Source organism: Rivihabitans pingtungensis (assembly GCF_003201855.1).
GTDB lineage: Bacteria > Pseudomonadota > Gammaproteobacteria > Burkholderiales > Aquaspirillaceae > Rivihabitans > Rivihabitans pingtungensis.
Genome location: NZ_QJKI01000015.1, coordinates 65,190 through 82,641, shown reverse-complemented (window position 1 = coordinate 82,641; position 17,452 = coordinate 65,190). Strand labels below are relative to the sequence as shown.

Genomic DNA, 17,452 nt, shown 5'->3' with positions numbered 1-17,452 from the left:
GCGCCTACACTTATCGGTTGTCTTTTCTGTTAAAGATCAGTTGCTTTCTGAATCAGAACCCGGTAACGTCAGCGGTTTGTTTCGCTTCGTTTCGTTGTCTGCGTCAGCAGCAGAGATGCGAACTATACGCACCGACCCTGAAACCGTCAACCCCCCGCAACACACTTTTTTGCAGAAAAATGCGAAAAACACGACAATCCGTTGAATTAACAGCGAATCTTTTTTGAAGATTTTTGCAAAAAACTGCACTTACCCGGCGAATTCTCGAAAAACACCGCAGCAAATCTTCTTTCAGCATGGGCAATTTTTTGCCTGAGCCGGCAAAAATCCGCAAAACAGGGCGGTTTTTCTTGGCCGACGGACCGATTTACCGCTGCCCGCCGCACGCAAACACCCTCACCCCCGCCTATTCCAGACCGCCAGCACGACAGATCACCCCGATTTCAGCTTTATTCCTTAATATATGTAAAAAACCACCCACTCAGCCAACACGCCACCACGCTGACATCTCATTGACACACCACCCCCACCGCACCAGCGCAAACACACCCGCCTCGCCACCCGCTTGCCAAATGCAAAGGCATAGTTTACGCTTACGTAAACGTCACAAAAGCGAGCCCCGCGATGCGTCGCACTTACACCATCACCGAGTTGTCCAGCGAGTTTGGCGTTACTTTGCGCACCATTCGTTTTTATGAAGAGCAAGGCATGCTCTGCCCGGCCCGCCAAGGACGCAGCCGGGTGTACGCCGCGCGCGACCGGGTGCGGCTGAAGTTGATCCTGCGCGGCAAGCGCCTGGGCTTGTCTTTGTCGGAAATCGCAGAAATCATTGATCTATATGAAGTTGCGCGAGATGAATCGTCGCAGGCGCTGACCCTGCTGAATAAATTGTCCACGCGCAAAAAACAGCTGATTCAGCAGCGTGAAGACATCGAGCAGGTGATGCACGATATCGAGCAACTGGAGCAATACTGCCATAGCGTGTTGCAGCCACCGGGCCTGCGCGCCGACTGCGCATAAGGATTTTCACTCGCCGCTTGATTTACGTTTACGTAAGCGTAATACACTTACCCACACTATAAATTCCCGCAGCACAGCCGGCCACGCTGCACGGCGCGCGGATCACCACCGAGGAGATTGACACCATGTCGTACACCAGCCTGCATTTTGCCTTGAGTGAAGAACTGGACATGCTGCGTGACAGCGTGCGCCACTTTGCCGAGCAGGAGATCGCCCCTTACGCCGCCGAAATCGACCAGAGCAACCAGTTTCCGCCGGCGCTGTGGCGCAAGCTGGGTGAGATGGGCCTGCTGGGCATCACCGTGGAAGAAGAATACGGCGGCGCCCATATGGGTTACCTGGCGCACATGATCGCCATGGAAGAAATCAGCCGCGCTTCGGCCTCGGTGGCGCTGTCTTACGGCGCGCACTCCAATCTGTGCGTCAACCAGATTCGCCGCAACGGCACCGCGGCGCAAAAACAAAAATACCTGCCCAAGCTGATTTCTGGCGAGCATGTCGGCGCGCTGGCGATGTCTGAACCCAACGCCGGCTCGGATGTGGTGAGCATGAAACTGCGCGCCGACAAGCGCGGCGACCGCTATGTGCTCAATGGCAGCAAGATGTGGATCACCAATGGCGGTGACGCCGACACCCTGGTGGTGTACGCCAAGACCGACGTCAACGCCGGTCCACGCGGCATCACCGCGTTCTTGATCGAAAAAGACTTCAAGGGCTTCTCGGCCGGTAGCAAGCTGGACAAGCTGGGCATGCGCGGCTCCAACACCTACCCGCTGTTTTTTGACGAGTGCGAAGTGCCGGAAGAAAACGTGCTGGGCCAGGTGGGCGAAGGCGTGAAAGTGCTGATGAGCGGGCTGGACTACGAACGCGCGGTGCTGGCCGCCGGCCCGCTGGGCATCATGCAGGCGTGCATGGACATCACCGTGCCTTATCTGAAAGAGCGTCAGCAGTTTGGCGAGCCGATTGGCAACTTCCAGCTGATGCAGGGCAAGCTGGCCGATATGTACGTCAGCCTGTCGGCCAGCCGCGCCTATGTGTACGCGGTGGGTCAGGCGCTGGATCGCGGTGAAGGGGGTCGGCAAGTGCGCAAGGACGCCGCCGGGGTAATTCTGTACGCCGCCGAGCGCGCCACCCAGATGGCGCTGGACACCATCCAATGCCTGGGCGGCAATGGCTATATCAACGACTACCCGGCCGGTCGCCTGCTGCGCGACGCCAAGCTGTATGAAATCGGCGCCGGCACCAGCGAAATCCGCCGTTGGCTGATTGGCCGTGAACTGATGGCCGAACAAGGCTGAGCGACATCCTTATCGTCCAAGGGAGGCCAAGATGCCGATTATTGATTCCAAACTCAACCCGCGCGCAGCGGATTTTCAGGCCAACGCCGCGCAGATGCGTACGCTGGTGGCCGACCTGCGCGCAAAAATCGCCCGCAATGCGCTGGGCGGCGGCGAAGGCCCGCGCAGCAAGCATGTGGCGCGCGGCAAGCTGCTGCCGCGCGAACGCATCGACTTGTTGCTGGACCCTGGCGCGCCGTTTCTGGAACTATCACAGCTGGCCGCCTGGGACATGTACAACAACGATGCCCCTGGCGCCGGCATGATCAGCGGCATTGGCCGGGTGTCCGGCATCGACTGCATGATTGTCGCCAACGACGCTACGGTGAAGGGCGGCACCTATTACCCGATGACGGTGAAAAAACACCTGCGCGCGCAGGACATCGCCCGGGAAAACCACCTGCCATGTATTTATCTGGTGGACTCTGGCGGTGCTTTTCTGCCCTTGCAGGATGAGGTGTTTCCCGACCGGGATCATTTTGGCCGCATCTTTTACAACCAGGCCAATCTCAGCGCCGCCGGCATTCCGCAAATCGCCGTGGTGATGGGCAGTTGCACCGCTGGCGGCGCCTATGTGCCGGCGATGGCGGACGAATCCATCATCGTGCGCAATCAGGGCACCATTTTTCTGGGTGGCCCGCCGCTGGTGCGCGCCGCCACCGGCGAAGTGGTGACCGCCGAAGAACTGGGCGGCGCCGATGTGCACACCCGCATCTCTGGCGTGGCCGACCACTACGCGCTGAACGACGCCCACGCGCTGGGCCTGGCCCGGCAGATTGTCAGCCACCTCAACCGCCAGCGCCCGCCGGGCCCTGTGCGCCGCGACAGCCAGCCGCCGCGCTACGCCGCCGAAGAGCTGTATGGCGTGATTCCGGTAGACGCCAAAAAGCCGTTTGATGTGCGCGAAATCATCGCCCGGCTGGTGGATGACTCCGCGCTGGACGAATTCAAGCAAAACTATGGCACGACCCTGGTGTGCGGCTTTGCCCATCTGGACGGCTGGCCGGTGGGTGTGATCGCCAATAATGGCATCTTGTTTTCCGAGTCGGCGCTCAAGGGCGCGCACTTTGTCGAGCTATGCTGCCAGCGCAATATCCCGCTGGTGTTCTTGCAGAACATCACCGGCTTTATGGTCGGCAAAAAATACGAAAACGGCGGCATTGCCCGCGACGGCGCCAAGCTGGTCACCGCCGTGGCCTGCGCGCGGGTGCCCAAGTTCACCGTGCTGATTGGCGGCAGCTTTGGCGCCGGCAACTACGGCATGTGCGGCCGCGCCTACAGCCCGCGCTTTTTGTGGATGTGGCCCAACAGCCGCATTTCGGTGATGGGCGGCGAACAGGCGGCCGGCGTGCTGGCCCAGGTCAAGCGCGAGCAACTGGGCGAGGCATTCAGCGCCGAGGACGAAGAAAAACTCAAAGCCCCGGTGCGCGAGCAATACGAACGTCAGGGCCACCCCTACTATGCCAGCGCCCGTTTGTGGGACGATGGCGTCATTGACCCGGCGCAAACCCGCGACGTGCTGGCCATGGGCCTGTCCGCCGCGATGAATGCGCCGGCTGAGCCAACACGCTTTGGCGTGTTCCGCATGTAGCCACAAGGACGCCACCATGTACTTCGAAACCCTGGAACTGGAACGCAACGGCCCGATCGCCACGGTGTGGATGAACCGCCCCGACCTGCACAACGCCTTTAACGAAACGCTGATTGCCGAGCTGATCCGCGCCTTTGTCGTGCTGGACGGCGACGACAGCGTGCGCGTGGTGATTCTGGCCGGACGCGGCCCCAGTTTCTGCGCCGGGGCCGACCTGGCCTGGATGCGCCGCGCGGCGGATTACAGCGAAGAAAAAAACCGCGCCGACGCGCTGGCGCTGGCGCGCATGCTGAAAACCCTGTACCGCATGCAAAAACCCACCATCGCCCGCGTGCACGGCGCCGCCTTTGGCGGCGGAACCGGGCTGACCGCCGCCTGCGATATGGCGATTGCCGCCGACAGCGCCACCTTTGCCCTGTCCGAAGTGCGTCTGGGGCTGATCCCGGCCACCATCGGCCCCTATGTCGCCGACGCCATCGGCTGGCGGCAGGCGCGCCGGTATTTTTTGTCGGCCGAACGCATCGACGCCGCGCTGGCGCGCCAGCTGGGCCTGGTGCACGAGATCAGCCCGGCGGAGCAGCTGGACGCCCGCATCGGCAAGCTGGTGCAAGAGCTATGCAAGGGCGCGCCCGCCGCCCAGGCCGAAGCCAAGCTCTTGCTGGCCGACCTGCGCGCCGGCTCGCCGCTGGACGACGCCCTGCTGGAAAAAACCGCCTGGCACATCGCCCGCGTGCGCAGCCAGCCCGAGGCGCGCGAAGGGCTGAGCGCCTTTCTCGATAAACGCCCGCCGGGTTGGTTGCCGGCGAAAAAGCCCTGAACTTCGCGATTGAAGGATATTTATGTTCCGCTCACTGCTGATCGCCAACCGTGGCGAAATCGCCTGCCGGATCATCCGCACCGCCCGCGCCATGGGCATCCGCACCATTGCCGTGTATTCCGACGCTGACGCCAGCGCGCGCTTTGTCCGCCTGGCCGACGAAGCCTGGCGACTGGGCCCGGCCCCGGCGCGCGACAGCTATCTGCGCGCCGAGCGGATTCTGGACATCGCCCGCGCCAGCGGCGCAGAAGCCATCCACCCCGGTTATGGTTTTTTGTCCGAAAACGCCGAATTCGCCCAGGCCTGCGCCGATGCCGGCGTGGTGTTTGTCGGCCCACCGCCGGCCGCCATCGCCGCCATGGGCAGCAAATCCGCCGCCAAACAGCTGATGGAGCGCGCCCAGGTGCCGCTGACCCCCGGCTACCACGGCGACGAACAAGACGCCGGCTTTTTGCACCAGCAAGCCGACCAGATTGGCTACCCGGTGCTGATCAAGGCCTCGGCCGGCGGCGGCGGCAAGGGCATGCGCATTGTTGAACGCAGCGCCGACTTTCCCGATGCGCTGGCCTCGTGCCGGCGCGAAGCCAGCGCCAGCTTTGGCGACGACCGCGTGCTGATCGAACGCTATTTGCAAAAGCCGCGCCATATCGAAATCCAGGTGTTTGCCGACCAGCACGGCGAGGCGGTGTATTTGTTCGAGCGCGATTGCTCGGTGCAGCGCCGCCACCAGAAAGTGCTGGAAGAAGCCCCTGCCCCCGGCATGGACGCCGCCCGCCGCCAGGAAATGGGCGAAGCCGCCTGCGCCGCCGCGCGTGCGGTGGGCTATGTCGGCGCCGGCACGGTGGAATTCATCGTCGAGCCCGACGGCCGCTTTTATTTCATGGAGATGAACACCCGCCTGCAAGTGGAGCACCCGGTCACCGAAATGATCACCGGCCAGGATCTGGTGGCCTGGCAGCTGCGCGTGGCGGCCGGCGAGCCGCTGCCGCTGCGCCAGGACGCGCTGCGCATCCACGGCCACGCCATCGAGGCGCGCATCTACGCCGAAGACCCGGACCGCGACTTTTTGCCGGCCACCGGCCAGCTGATCCGCCTGCGTCCGCCCACAGAAAGCGCCAGCGTGCGGGTGGACACCGGCGTGCAGGAAGGCGACGCCATCACCCCCTACTACGACCCGATGATCGCCAAGCTGATTGTCTGGGGCGACGACCGCCAGCAGGCGCTGGCGCGGCTGGACCAGGCGCTGGCCGATTACCGCGTGCTCGGCCTGACCACCAATATCGCCTTTTTGCGCCGGCTGGCGCGCCATCCGGCCTTTGCCGGCGCCGACCTGGACACCGGCCTGATTGCCCGTCACCAGGCCGAGCTGCTGCCGCCGGCCAGCGCCCTGCCCGACGCCGACGCGCTGGTGGCCGCCGCCTGCTGGCTGCTGGCCGGCGAAGCCGCCGCCACCCCGCGCCACGGCTGGCGGCTGAACGCCGAATGCCAGCGCCGCCTGGCGCTGCAATACGGCGAACACGCCCTGAGCATCGGCGCACACCTGCACGCCGACGGCAGTTGGTCGCTGAGCTTGCCCGATGGCGCAGTCGGCCAGGCCCGCGCCCAGCGCAACGGCAGCCAGCTCAGCATCCAGCTGGACGCCCGCCGGCTGCACGCCGACTGCCTGCAACACGGCGACGCCTTGCAGGTGTATCTGCCCAGCGGCCTGACCGCCTTCACCCTGCCCGACCCGTACGCCGCCGAAGCCGACATCCAGCACGGCGACACCCACCTGAAAGCGCCGATGCCCGGCCGAGTGGTGGCGCTGCTCGCCCCGCTGGGCGAGGAGGTGGAAAAAGGTGCGCCGCTGATGATTCTGGAAGCCATGAAAATGGAGCACACCCTGGTCGCCCCCGGGCCGGGTCATGTGGCGGCGTATTACTTTGCCGTGGGCGAGCAGGTCAGCGAAGGCAGCGACCTGCTGGACTTTGTGCTGCCCTGACCGCCGTGATTCACCACAGGACGCCCCACATGCGCTATCCCTCTCATATCACCCTGGTGGAAGTCGGCCCGCGCGACGGCTTGCAAAACGAAGCCACGCCGGTGCCGACCGACGTCAAGCTGCAACTGATCCAGCGCCTGGCCGCCGCTGGCCTGACGCATATCGAAGCCGGCAGCTTTGTCTCGCCCAAGCGCGTGCCGCAAATGGCCGACAGCGCCGACATCGTGCGTGCGCTCCAGCCAGCCGCCAGCCCGCTGCATTACCCGGTGCTCACCCCCAATCTGCAAGGCTTTGACGCCGCGCTGGCTGCCGGCGCGCGCGAAGTGGCGGTATTTGCCGCCGCCAGCGAGCGTTTTTCCCAGCGCAATATCCAGTGCAGCATTGCCGACAGCCTGGCGCGCTTTGCCCCGGTGCTGGCCGCCGCCCGTCAGCACGGCGTGGCGGTGCGCGGCTATGTCTCCTGCGTGCTCGGCTGCCCCTACGAAGGCGACATCGCCCCGCAGGCAGTGGCCGACGTCAGCCTGCGCCTGCTGGAGATGGGCTGCACGGAAATCTCGCTGGGCGACACCATCGGCGTCGGCACGCCAGCCGGGGTGCGCCGGCTGCTGGACGCGCTATTGCCGCAGATTCCAGCCAGCCAGTTGGCCGGGCATTTCCATGACACGTACGGCATGGCGATTGCCAATATCGTCGCGGCGATGGAATGCGGGCTGGCGACCTTCGACAGCTCGGTGGCCGGGCTGGGCGGCTGCCCATATGCGCAAGGCGCGTCGGGCAATGTGGCCACCGAGGATGTGGTGTGGTTGCTGAATGGCCTAGGGGTGGAATGCGGGGTGTCGCTGGAAGCCTTGCTGGACGCCAGCGCCTTGATCAGCGGCTTTTTGGGCAAACCACCGGCCTCGCGGGTGGCGCGGGCCTTGTTGGCCAAGCGGGGGAGTGAATAGCGAAGGGATGAGTTAGGGCAGAACTTCGCTCCGAATCCTATTTGCTGGAGGCTTGAACCCAGCTATACCGTGGCTGCGCGAGCATGACAAAGCGGAAATGGCTGCAGATTTTTCCGTTACAGTCACACGAATAACTTAATTTTGCACAGACATCACGCCGTCCGGCAGCGCCGGGCGGTGATCAGGGAGATTTCAGCATGCACACTCCTTTGTGGACGCCCAGCCCGGAGCGGGTTGCCGGCTGCGCGATGACCCAGTTTCGGGCGCGCGCAGCAGCCTTGGCCGGGCGGGATTTGCCGGATCAGGCGGCGTTGTACGCGTGGAGCCTGGCCGAGCCGGGCGCATTCTGGCGTTTGCTGTGGGACGAAGCCGAGGTGATTGGCGAGCCGGGCGATGTCGCCCTGGCGCCAGGGGCGACGATGCGTGAGGCGCGCTGGTTTCCTGAAGGGCGCTTGAATGTGGCCGAGAACCTGCTGCGCCGCCGGGATGATGGCGAAGCGCTGGTGTTTTGTGGCGAAGGGCAGGTCGAGCGGCGGTTAAGCTGGGCCGAGCTGCACCAGCAGGTGGCGCAGGCGGCGCAAGCCTTGCGCCAGGCGGGCGTGGGGGTGGGCGACCGGGTGGCGGGGATGTTGCCGAATATGCCGGAAGCCATCATCGCCATGCTGGCCAGCGCCAGCCTGGGCGCGGTGTGGTCGTCGTGCTCGCCGGATTTTGGCGTGGATGGCGCGCTCGACCGCTTTGGCCAGGTGGCGCCCAAGGTGTGGCTGGTGCCGGACGGTTATTACTACAACGGCAAGCGGGTGGCGGTGGCGGATAAGGTGGCGGCGATTGCCGCCGGGCTGCCGGACGCGCCGCAAGTGGTGGTAGTGAACTACACTGGCGACAGGGAAGTGGCGGCGCTGGCCGGCGTGGTGAGCTGGGCCGCCTGGCTGGCGCCACACCCCGGCGGCGACATTGAATTTGCCCGCCTGCCGTTCAATCACCCGCTGTACATCCTGTTTTCCAGCGGCACCACCGGCAAGCCCAAGTGCATTGTCCACGGCGCGGGCGGCACGCTGTTGCAGCATCTGAAAGAACACCGGCTGCACGCCGATCTGCGCCCCGGCGACCGGTTTTTTTACTTCACCACCTGCGGCTGGATGATGTGGAACTGGCTGGTCAGCGGCCTGGCCAGCGAAGCCACGCTCTTGCTGTTTGACGGCAGCCCGTTTGCCCAGGATGGCCAGCTGCTGTGGGACTGGTTCGCCCGCGAGCGCGGCACCCACTTTGGCACCTCGGCCAAATACCTGGACGCCGCCGCCAAGCAAGGGCTGGCGCCGGCGCGCAGCCATGATTTGCGCGCGCTGCGGGCGATTTTCTCCACCGGCTCGCCGCTGGTGGCGGAAGGCTTTGATTACGTCTACCGCGACATCAAGGCCGATGTGCAGCTGTCGTCGATTTCTGGCGGCACCGATATTGTCTCCTGCTTTGCCCTGGGCAGCCCGGTGCTGCCGGTGTATCGCGGCGAGCTGCAATGCCGGGGGCTGGGCATGGCGGTGGACATCTGGAACGAAGCCGGCCAGCCGGTGCGCGAAGAAAAAGGCGAGCTGGTGTGCACCGCGCCCTTCCCCAGCATGCCGATTGGCTTCTGGAACGACCCGGACGGCAGCAAATACCACAACGCTTACTTTGCCCGCTTTGCCGATGTCTGGTGCCATGGCGATTTTGCCGAGCTGACCGCGCACGACGGCATGGTGATCTACGGCCGCTCGGACGCGGTGCTCAACCCCGGCGGCGTGCGCATCGGCACGGCGGAAATCTACCGGCAAGTCGAGCGGGTGGAAGAAGTGCTGGAAAGCCTGGCCTGCGGCCAGCGCCATGACGGCGACGAGCGGGTGCTGCTGTTTGTCAAACTGCGCCCCAGCGTCACGCTGGACGACGCGCTGCGCGAACGCATCGCCCGGCAGATTCGCCAAGGCGCCAGCCCGCGCCATGTGCCGGCGCGGATCGTGCAGGTGGCGGATATCCCGAAAACCCTCAGCGGCAAGATTGTTGAACTGGCGGTGAAAAACGTGATTCACGGCGAGCCGGTGAACAATCTGGGCGCGCTGGCCAACCCGGAAGCGCTGGAGCACTTCCGCGATCGGGCAGAACTGCGCAGCTGAGCACCGTGCGCCAATGCCCGTGGAGCTCTGCGGGGTGGATTTGCCGGGACGACCGGCACGGTCTGCGCATGTGGAGCCAGGGCTGTTTTACTGCATTCGGTGAGCACGTCTCACCCCCCACCAAGCGTAACAGGCGTCATGCCCAAACAAAAACCCCCGCCAACGCAAAGCGCCAGCGGGGGTTTTTACTGTGGGGCCAAGCGGCCCGAGCCAGTCTTACAGCAGGCCGCGCACGGCCTTTTTGCGGTCGTGTTCGTTCAGGTGACGCTTGCGAATGCGGATGGATTGCGGGGTGATTTCCACCAGCTCGTCGTCGTCGATGAATTCCACGGCGGATTCCAGCGTCAGCTTGATCGGCGTGGTCAGCCGCACGGCTTCGTCGGTGCCGGAGGCGCGCACGTTGGTCAGCTGCTTGCCCTTGATCGGGTTGACCACCAGATCGTTGTCGCGGCTGTGGATGCCGATGATCATGCCTTCGTACAGCTTGTCGCCGGGGCTGACAAACATGCGGCCACGGTCTTCCAGCTTCCACAGCGCGTAGGCCACGGCGTCGCCGTTTTCTTGCGACACCAGCACGCCATTGTGGCGACCCGGCAGGTCGGCCTTCACCGGGGCGTAGTCGTCAAACACGTGGCTCATCAGGCCGGTGCCGCGGGTCATGGTCATGAAGTCGGACTGGAAGCCGATCAGACCGCGCGCCGGGATGTGGTATTCCAGGCGGGTGCGGCCCTGGCCGTCGGATTCCATATTGGTCAGCTCGCCACGGCGGCGGCCGATTTCTTCCATCACCGCGCCTTGGTGGCCGTCTTCCAGATCGATGGTCAGGTTTTCATACGGCTCGCACTTCTCGCCGTTGATTTCCTTGTACACCACGCGCGGCTTGGCCACGGCCAGCTCGAAGCCTTCGCGGCGCATGTTTTCCAGCAGAATGGTCAGGTGCAGTTCGCCACGGCCGGACACGCGGAACAGATCGGCGTCGCCGGTGTCTTCCACGCGCAGGGCGACGTTGGTCAACAGTTCTTTGTTCAGGCGGTCGCGGATCTGACGGCTGGTGACGAACTTGCCTTCGGTGCCGGCCAGCGGGCTGGTGTTGACCATGAAGTCCATGGTCAGGGTCGGTTCGTCCACCGACAGCATCGGCAGGCCCACCGGGTTTTCGCGGTCACAGATGGTGACGCCAATGCCGATGTCTTCCAGGCCGGAGATGATGATGATGTCGCCGGCTTCGGCTTGGTCCACCGGCACGCGCTCCAGGCCCTTGAAGCCCAGCACTTGGTTGATGCGGCCTTGCGCCACCTGGTCTTCGTGGTTCATCACCACCACGGCCTGGCCCGGCTTGATGCGGCCGTTCAGCACGCGGCCCACGCCCAGGCGGCCGGTGTAGGTGGAGTAGTCCAGCGCGGAGATTTGCAGTTGCAGCGGGGCTTCGGCGTCACCCGGCGGGGTCGGCACGTGTGCGAGCACCACGTCAAACAGCGGGCGCATATCGTTGGATTCTTGATCCAGCTCCAGCTTGGCAAAGCCGTTCAGGCCCGAGGCGTAGACAATCGGGAAGTCCAGCTGCTCGTCGGTGGCGCCCAGTTTGTCGAACAGGTCGAAGGTTTGGTCCACCACCCAGCCCGGACGCGCGCCCGGACGGTCGATCTTGTTGATCACCACGATCGGGCGCAGGCCCAGGGCCAGCGCTTTTTTGGTGACGAAACGGGTTTGCGGCATCGGGCCTTCTTGGGCGTCCACCAGCAGCACCACGCCGTCCACCATGCCCAGCACGCGCTCCACCTCACCGCCAAAGTCAGCGTGACCTGGGGTGTCCACGATATTGATGTGGGTGCCTTCGTATTCGATGGCGGTGTTTTTGGCCAGAATGGTAATGCCGCGCTCTTTTTCCAGGTCGTTGGAGTCCATCACCCGTTCGTCAACCTGTTGGTTGTCACGGAAGGTGCCGGATTGGCGAAGCAGTTGGTCAACCAGGGTGGTTTTACCGTGGTCAACGTGGGCGATGATGGCGATATTGCGCAGATTACGGGACATAAGTGGTTCAATGCGTGGAAAAAAATAGGCGCAATTGTAGCACGGCGCAAGGCGCTGTCACCTTGGCCCGACAAAAATTCATTGCGTCGCAACACAGCGGGGGCAAAACCGCCGCAGAGGGCGGCGGGCAAAACTCCGCGCAGCAGGCTGCGCCCGCCGTGCGCCAAGGTCGGCTTACGCCATCCCGCGGGGGGCTCAATGCCCGAGCGCCGGAAACAGCTTCACTGCCCCATCGGCGATGATTTCCACCGACAAGGCCGCCAGCAGCATGCCCATCACCCGGTTGACGATATTGATGCCGGTCTGCCCCAGCATGCGCGACACCGGCGTGGCGGCAATCATCGCCACATAGCAGGCCAGCGCAATCAGCAAGGCGCAGATCACCAAGCTCAGATAGCCCCACCAGCCATGGGCGTGGCCAGAATAAATAATCACCGTGGAAATCGTTCCCGGCCCGGTCAGCAAGGGCAGCGCCAGCGGCACCACGGCAATATTGGCGCGGCCGCCGGCTTCTTCGGTTTCCTGGCGGGTGGTTTTGGTGGCGGTGGGCGCGGCGTTCATCATCGACAGCGAAATCATCATCACCAGAATCCCGCCGCCCACCTGAAACGAGCCCATGGAAATCCCCAGCAGGCGAATCAGCGAGTCGCCCAGGGCGACAAAGGTCAGGATGATCACCGCCACGGCAATCGAGGCGGTTTTGGCGATGCGCTTGCGCTCTTGCGCGCTGGCGTCCGGGGTGAGGCCGATAAAAATCGGAATCGCGCCGATCGGGTTCACCAGCACCAGCAGGGCAATGAAAATCTTGACGGCATCCATTGTGATTGGCTCCACGGCAGCGCGCCCGGATGGGGCGCAACGCGCCAGCAGGGATAGGGCGGGGCGCGCGGGTTGAATTCAGCGTAGCACGCCTGTTCCGTGGATGTTGGGACAGGCGGTGAGCGCGGCAGTGTAGCCGATTTTGTCCGGCAAATCTTGCCGGCTGCACGCCACAGGCGGCAATTGCGGTAAAATGACCTGTTACGTCATTCGACGAAAGGAAGTCAAATGGAATACCTGAACGGGCTGATTGATCTGCCGTGGTGGGGTTATGTGCTGGTGGCCCTGGGCCTGACCCACATCACCATCGCCTCGGTCACCATCTTTCTGCACCGCCACCAGGCGCACCGCGCGCTGGATTTGCACCCGCTGCCCAGCCATTTTTTCCGCTTCTGGTTGTGGCTGACCACCGGCATGATCACCAAGCAATGGGCGGCCATCCACCGCAAGCACCACGCCCGCTGCGAAACCCCGGAAGACCCGCACAGCCCGCAAGTGCTCGGCCTGAAAAAAGTACTGTGGCAAGGCGCCGAGCTGTACCGCGCGGCCTGCAAAGACCAGTCCATCATGGATAAATTTGGTCACGGCACGCCGGACGACTGGCTGGAAAACAACATCTACACCCCGCGCAACGGCCAGGGTATTTTCCTGATGCTGGCCATCGACCTGATCCTGTTTGGCCCGGCTGGCCTGGCAATCTGGGCGGTGCAGATGGTGTGGATTCCGTTCTGGGCAGCCGGCGTGGTGAACGGCATTGGCCACTACTGGGGCTACCGCAATTTTGAAAACGAAGACGCCGCCACCAATCTGGTGCCCTGGGGCATCCTGATTGGCGGGGAAGAGCTGCACAACAACCACCACACCTTTGGCACCTCGGCCAAGCTGTCGTACAAATGGTACGAATTCGACATCGGCTGGATGTATATCCGCATGCTGGAAATCGTCGGCCTGGCCAAGGTGCGCCGTGTGGCGCCGCATCTGGCGCTGGGTGAGGGTCAGCCGGCCGCCCCGCTGGCTGCCGACACCCTGCAAACCATCATCACCAACCGCTACGCCGTGGCCGCCCAGTACGCCCGCCAGCTGAAGAGCGAATACGCCAGCGAAATCGAACGCCTGCTGAAATCGGCCAAGCTGCCGGATTTCCACGGCATCCACCTGCCGCGCAAGATGAAAATCTGGCTCAAGCAGGATGCCAAGGACACCCCGGAATGCGACCGTGTGGCGCTGGACACCCTGCTGGCGCACAGCGACAAGCTGCACACCATCTACACCATGCGCCAGGAGCTCACCCGCCTGTGGGAGCGCTCCAGCCGTTCGCGTGACGAACTCTTGCACGACCTGCAAGACTGGTGCGCCCGCGCCGAAGCCAGCGGTATCCGCGCCCTGCGCGAGTTCTCGCTGGGCCTGCGCGCCGCCAGCTAAGCACGCGACTGACGCCATCACAGCCCGACGCGCCCACCGGCCCGCCGGGCTGTTTTGCTCAACCCGCCCACCATGAATGGGCGATTTCTGTACTGCAACCCTGATAAAGGATGACCTCATGACCCTGCATCGTCACCTGCCTGGCGCCCGTCTGGCCGAAGCCGTGGTGTGCAATGGCATTGCCTGGCTGGCCGGCCAGGTGCCGGAAAACCTCGACGCCGACGCCCAGGCGCAAACCGCCAATGTGCTGGCGCAAATCGACACCGTGCTGCGCGACCTGGGCAGCGACAAAAGCCAGGTGATCGACGCCACCATCTTTCTGGCCGACCTGGCCGACTACGACGCCATGAACGCCGCCTGGGACGCCTGGGTGATCCCCGGCCAAACCCCGGCCCGCGCCACCGTACAGGCCAAGCTGGCCAACCCGGCCTGGAAGGTGGAAATCAAGATTGTGGCGGCAGTGAACGCCAGCAAAGCATAAGCGCCGCCCCCCGCTCGCAAGCCAACCAAACCTTTCTGGCGCGGTGGCGACCCCTGTCATATTGCGCAAGCTGAATTGTGTCGGCGGCGCTTACTGCGTTGAGCGCTGCTTGACCAGCCGCGTCAGATAAAACCCATCCACCAAGCTATCCGGCAGCACGCGCACGCTGTGCGCCAGCTGCGGGTTAAGCATCTTGCCGTCCCATTCGGTCAGCCCTGGCTGGTGCAGCACCGGGATGTCCACCGGGGTGACTTCCACCGCGTCGCCCAGCTTGTGCAAGGCGGCATGGACAATGCATTCGTTTTCTTCCGGGGCAAACGAGCAGGTGGAATACACCAGCACGCCGCCCGGTTTGAGCGCATGAATGGCCGACAGCAACAGGCGCTTTTGCTTGTGCGCCACCTCGCGCACCTTGCCGGGGCTCCAGTGCGCCATCGAATCCGGGTCGTTCAGATCAAAGCGCGCCTCGCTGGAACACGGCGCGTCCAGCAGCACGCGGTCAAACCGCTCGGGCGTCAACGCGCCCACCGCGCGGCCGTCTTTCTGGTAGCAGTGGGCGATGCTCACCCCCTGTTGGTCCAGATTGTGCTTGAGCCGAAAATACCGGTCGCGCACCGGCTCGACGGCGGATAGCCAGCCCTGATTGCCCATCAGCGCCGCCATCTGGCAGGTTTTGCCGCCGGGCGCGGCAGCCAGGTCCAGCACCATTTCGCCAGGCTGCGGCGCCAGCGCCAAGGGCGCCAGCTGGCTGGCCAGGTTCTGGATGTAAATCTCGCCCTGATAAAACGCCGGGGTTTCGGTCAGCGCGCGCTTGGCGGCGGCGTCCACCACCCAGGCCAGCGGCGACCACGCCACCGGCCGTGGGTTCAGCCCGGCGGCGCGCAGGCCGGCCAGCACGGCGTCCGGCTGTGCTTTCAGGGTGTTGATGCGAAACGCCACATCCTTGACCGCAGCAAAGCTGGCCAGCACACCGTCCAGGCGGTCGGCAGGCAGGATGCGGGTCAGGCGGTCGGCAAAGGCGGCGGGCAGGGTGGCGGTCATGGTGGGCCTCTCGTCAAAATCCGGGGCGGATTGTAATCACAGCGCGCCCCTGCGGGAATTCCCCCGCCTGAAAAAACTGCGCCTCTGCACTATGACTTTCCCGGTGCGGCCTGTCACAATGCCAGCCGGTCGCATCGGGCGGCCGGCGTTTTGAGAGAACTTGCGTGTTTGACACTCCCCTTGCCATCGTGGACCTGGAAACCACCGGCGGCCACATCACCCGCGACCGCATCACCGAAATCGGCATCCTGCTGGTGGACGGCGATCAGGTGCGCCCCTGGCGCGCGCTGGTCAATCCCGGCATGCCGATTCCGCCGTTTATCGAGCAGATGACCGGCATCAGCAACGCCATGGTGGCCGAGGCGCCGCCCTTCGAGGCGCTGGCCGCCGAGCTGCTGGCGCTGCTGCACGGCCGCCTGTTCATCGCCCACAACGCCCGCTTTGACTACGGCTTTTTAAAAAACGCCTTTCGCCGGCTGGAGCTGCCCTGGCGCGCCCAGCAGCTGTGTACGGTCAAGCTGTCGCGCCTGCTCTACCCGCAACACTACAAGCACAATCTGGACAGCCTGATTGCCCGCTTTAACCTGGGCTGCGCCAACCGTCACCGCGCGCTGGACGACGCCGAAGCAGTGTGGCGCTTTTTGGGTGCGGCGCGCGCCGAGCTGGGCGACGACGCCATCGCCCACGCCGTGCGCCAGCTGATGGGCCGCCCAGCGGCGCTGCCGCCGCAGCTGGACGCCAACCTGATTGACGAACTGCCCGACACCCCCGGCGTTTACCGCTTTTGGGACGCCAGCGGCGCGCCGCTGTATGTGGGCAAAAGCATCAATCTGCGCAGCCGGGTGCTGTCGCATTTCAGCGCCGACACCCGCATCAACAAAGAAATGCGCCTCAGCCAGCAAGTGGCGCGCATCGACTGGATCGACACCGTTGGCGAGTTTGGCGCGCTCTTGGTGGAGTCACGCCAGATCAAAACCTTGCAGCCCGTGCACAATGTGCGCGGCCGCCGCGAGCGCGAGCTGTGCGCCTGGCAGCTTTACCCGCGCGAAGATGGTTTTTTGGTGCCCCGGCTGATTCGCGGTGACGAGGTGGACCTGGGCGAGGCCGACAGCGTGTTTGGCGTGTTCCGCAGCGCGCGCGAAGCCAAAAAAACCCTGACCGACGTCGCCGACGCCTACCGGCTGTGCCACGCCGTGCTGGGCATTGACCGGGTGACCGGCAAAAAAGGCCAACCCTGCTTTGCCCGCCAGCTTGGCCGCTGCCACGGCGCCTGCATCGGCAAGGAAAGCGCCGAACAGCACAATCAACGCCTGCTGGCGGCGCTGGCGCGCATGCAGCGCCAACCCTGGCCGTTTGCCGGCGCCATGGCGGTGGTGGAAGAAGACCCGGTCAGCGGCAGCATCGAGCGCCATGTGTTCGACCGCTGGCGCTTTTTGGGCAGCTGGCGCGACGGCGAGCCGGTGCTGGAAGCCGAGCCAGGCTTTGAACTGGACACCTACAAAATGCTGGCCGGCTGCCTGCGCAAACTGCCCAAAGGCGCACGGCTGGAGCCGTGGGACGGCTGGCCGGCGGCGTAATAGCGCGCCTGCGCGCAGGGGCACAGCGTGCTGAACGTGTGGCGCGGCATGCGCACAACAACACCGAACAAATCGCCATGCCCAGACACACCGCCATGCCTCGCGCACGCAGCACGCGCCACGCCGCCATCCCGTGGCGCAGACTTCTGGCATAATTTCTCGCATCATCCGCCCCGCCGCCCTCCTGACCGGATTTCTCATGCGATCAAGCGCGAAGCCGAACGCTGGGGCGGGCATCGAGAAACCA

At 64.3% G+C, this 17,452-nt stretch carries 14 protein-coding genes and 1 pseudogene; 12 read left to right on the top strand and 3 right to left on the bottom strand.

What is annotated here, in order from left to right:
- The 9 genes and pseudogenes from DFR34_RS17390 to DFR34_RS11410 all read left to right on the top strand — a co-directional run.
- A partial coding sequence (locus tag DFR34_RS17390; protein ID WP_211309382.1) for a hypothetical protein occupies window positions 1–205 on the top strand: 205 nt, incomplete at its 5' end.
- A gap of 419 nt (window positions 206–624) precedes the next feature.
- Complete coding sequence (locus DFR34_RS11440) at window positions 625–1,020, top strand: MerR family transcriptional regulator (RefSeq protein WP_110391290.1); 396 nt, start codon at window positions 625–627, stop codon at window positions 1,018–1,020.
- Between the two features lie 125 nt (window positions 1,021–1,145).
- Window positions 1,146–2,318, top strand: coding sequence for an isovaleryl-CoA dehydrogenase (locus DFR34_RS11435; protein WP_110391289.1), 1,173 nt, complete (start codon window positions 1,146–1,148; stop codon window positions 2,316–2,318).
- 31 nt (window positions 2,319–2,349) lie between these two features.
- Entirely contained in the window at window positions 2,350–3,948 is a 1,599-nt protein-coding gene (locus tag DFR34_RS11430) for a carboxyl transferase domain-containing protein (RefSeq protein ID WP_110391288.1), read from the top strand.
- 16 nt (window positions 3,949–3,964) lie between these two features.
- Window positions 3,965–4,765, top strand: coding sequence for an enoyl-CoA hydratase/isomerase family protein (locus DFR34_RS11425; protein ID WP_110391287.1), 801 nt, complete (start codon window positions 3,965–3,967; stop codon window positions 4,763–4,765).
- A gap of 22 nt (window positions 4,766–4,787) precedes the next feature.
- A pseudogene (locus DFR34_RS11420) lies at window positions 4,788–6,131 on the top strand (acetyl-CoA carboxylase biotin carboxylase subunit); the annotation flags it as partial.
- Window positions 6,132–6,173: 42 nt separating this feature from the next.
- Window positions 6,174–6,746 carry an acyl-CoA carboxylase biotin carboxyl carrier protein subunit gene (locus DFR34_RS17955; RefSeq protein WP_444544403.1) on the top strand — a complete coding sequence of 191 codons (573 nt, stop codon included), beginning with the start codon at window positions 6,174–6,176 and terminating at the stop codon, window positions 6,744–6,746.
- Between the two features lie 29 nt (window positions 6,747–6,775).
- A complete protein-coding gene (locus tag DFR34_RS11415) occupies window positions 6,776–7,690 on the top strand; it encodes a hydroxymethylglutaryl-CoA lyase (protein ID WP_110391285.1) in 915 nt (304 codons plus the stop codon).
- 197 nt (window positions 7,691–7,887) lie between these two features.
- On the top strand, window positions 7,888–9,834 hold the full coding sequence (locus DFR34_RS11410; RefSeq protein WP_110391284.1) for an acetoacetate--CoA ligase: 1,947 nt from the start codon (window positions 7,888–7,890) through the stop codon (window positions 9,832–9,834).
- Window positions 9,835–10,050: 216 nt separating this feature from the next.
- Here DFR34_RS11410 and typA read toward each other — a convergent pair whose 3' ends face one another.
- Both typA and DFR34_RS11400 read right to left on the bottom strand, forming a co-directional pair.
- The gene (gene typA, locus DFR34_RS11405; protein ID WP_110391283.1) at window positions 10,051–11,865 is read right to left on the bottom strand and encodes a translational GTPase TypA; all 1,815 of its coding nucleotides are present in this window, start codon (window positions 11,863–11,865) and stop codon (window positions 10,051–10,053) included.
- Between the two features lie 195 nt (window positions 11,866–12,060).
- Window positions 12,061–12,684, bottom strand: a complete 624-nt coding sequence (locus tag DFR34_RS11400; RefSeq protein WP_110391282.1) for a MarC family protein — start codon at window positions 12,682–12,684, stop codon at window positions 12,061–12,063.
- Window positions 12,685–12,912: 228 nt separating this feature from the next.
- Between DFR34_RS11400 and DFR34_RS11395 the strand changes: the two genes are divergently transcribed.
- Entirely contained in the window at window positions 12,913–14,106 is a 1,194-nt protein-coding gene (locus DFR34_RS11395; RefSeq protein WP_110391281.1) for a DesA family fatty acid desaturase, read from the top strand.
- Window positions 14,107–14,224: 118 nt separating this feature from the next.
- Entirely contained in the window at window positions 14,225–14,587 is a 363-nt protein-coding gene (locus DFR34_RS11390; RefSeq protein ID WP_110391280.1) for a RidA family protein, read from the top strand.
- A 90-nt stretch (window positions 14,588–14,677) separates the two neighbouring features.
- Here DFR34_RS11390 and DFR34_RS11385 read toward each other — a convergent pair whose 3' ends face one another.
- Window positions 14,678–15,628, bottom strand: a complete 951-nt coding sequence (locus DFR34_RS11385; protein WP_110391279.1) for an RsmB/NOP family class I SAM-dependent RNA methyltransferase — start codon at window positions 15,626–15,628, stop codon at window positions 14,678–14,680.
- Window positions 15,629–15,792: 164 nt separating this feature from the next.
- On the opposite strand from DFR34_RS11385, the gene DFR34_RS11380 reads away from it, so the two are divergent.
- On the top strand, window positions 15,793–17,205 hold the full coding sequence (locus DFR34_RS11380) for an exonuclease domain-containing protein (RefSeq protein WP_110391278.1): 1,413 nt from the start codon (window positions 15,793–15,795) through the stop codon (window positions 17,203–17,205).
- Window positions 17,206–17,452: the final 247 nt, after the last annotated feature.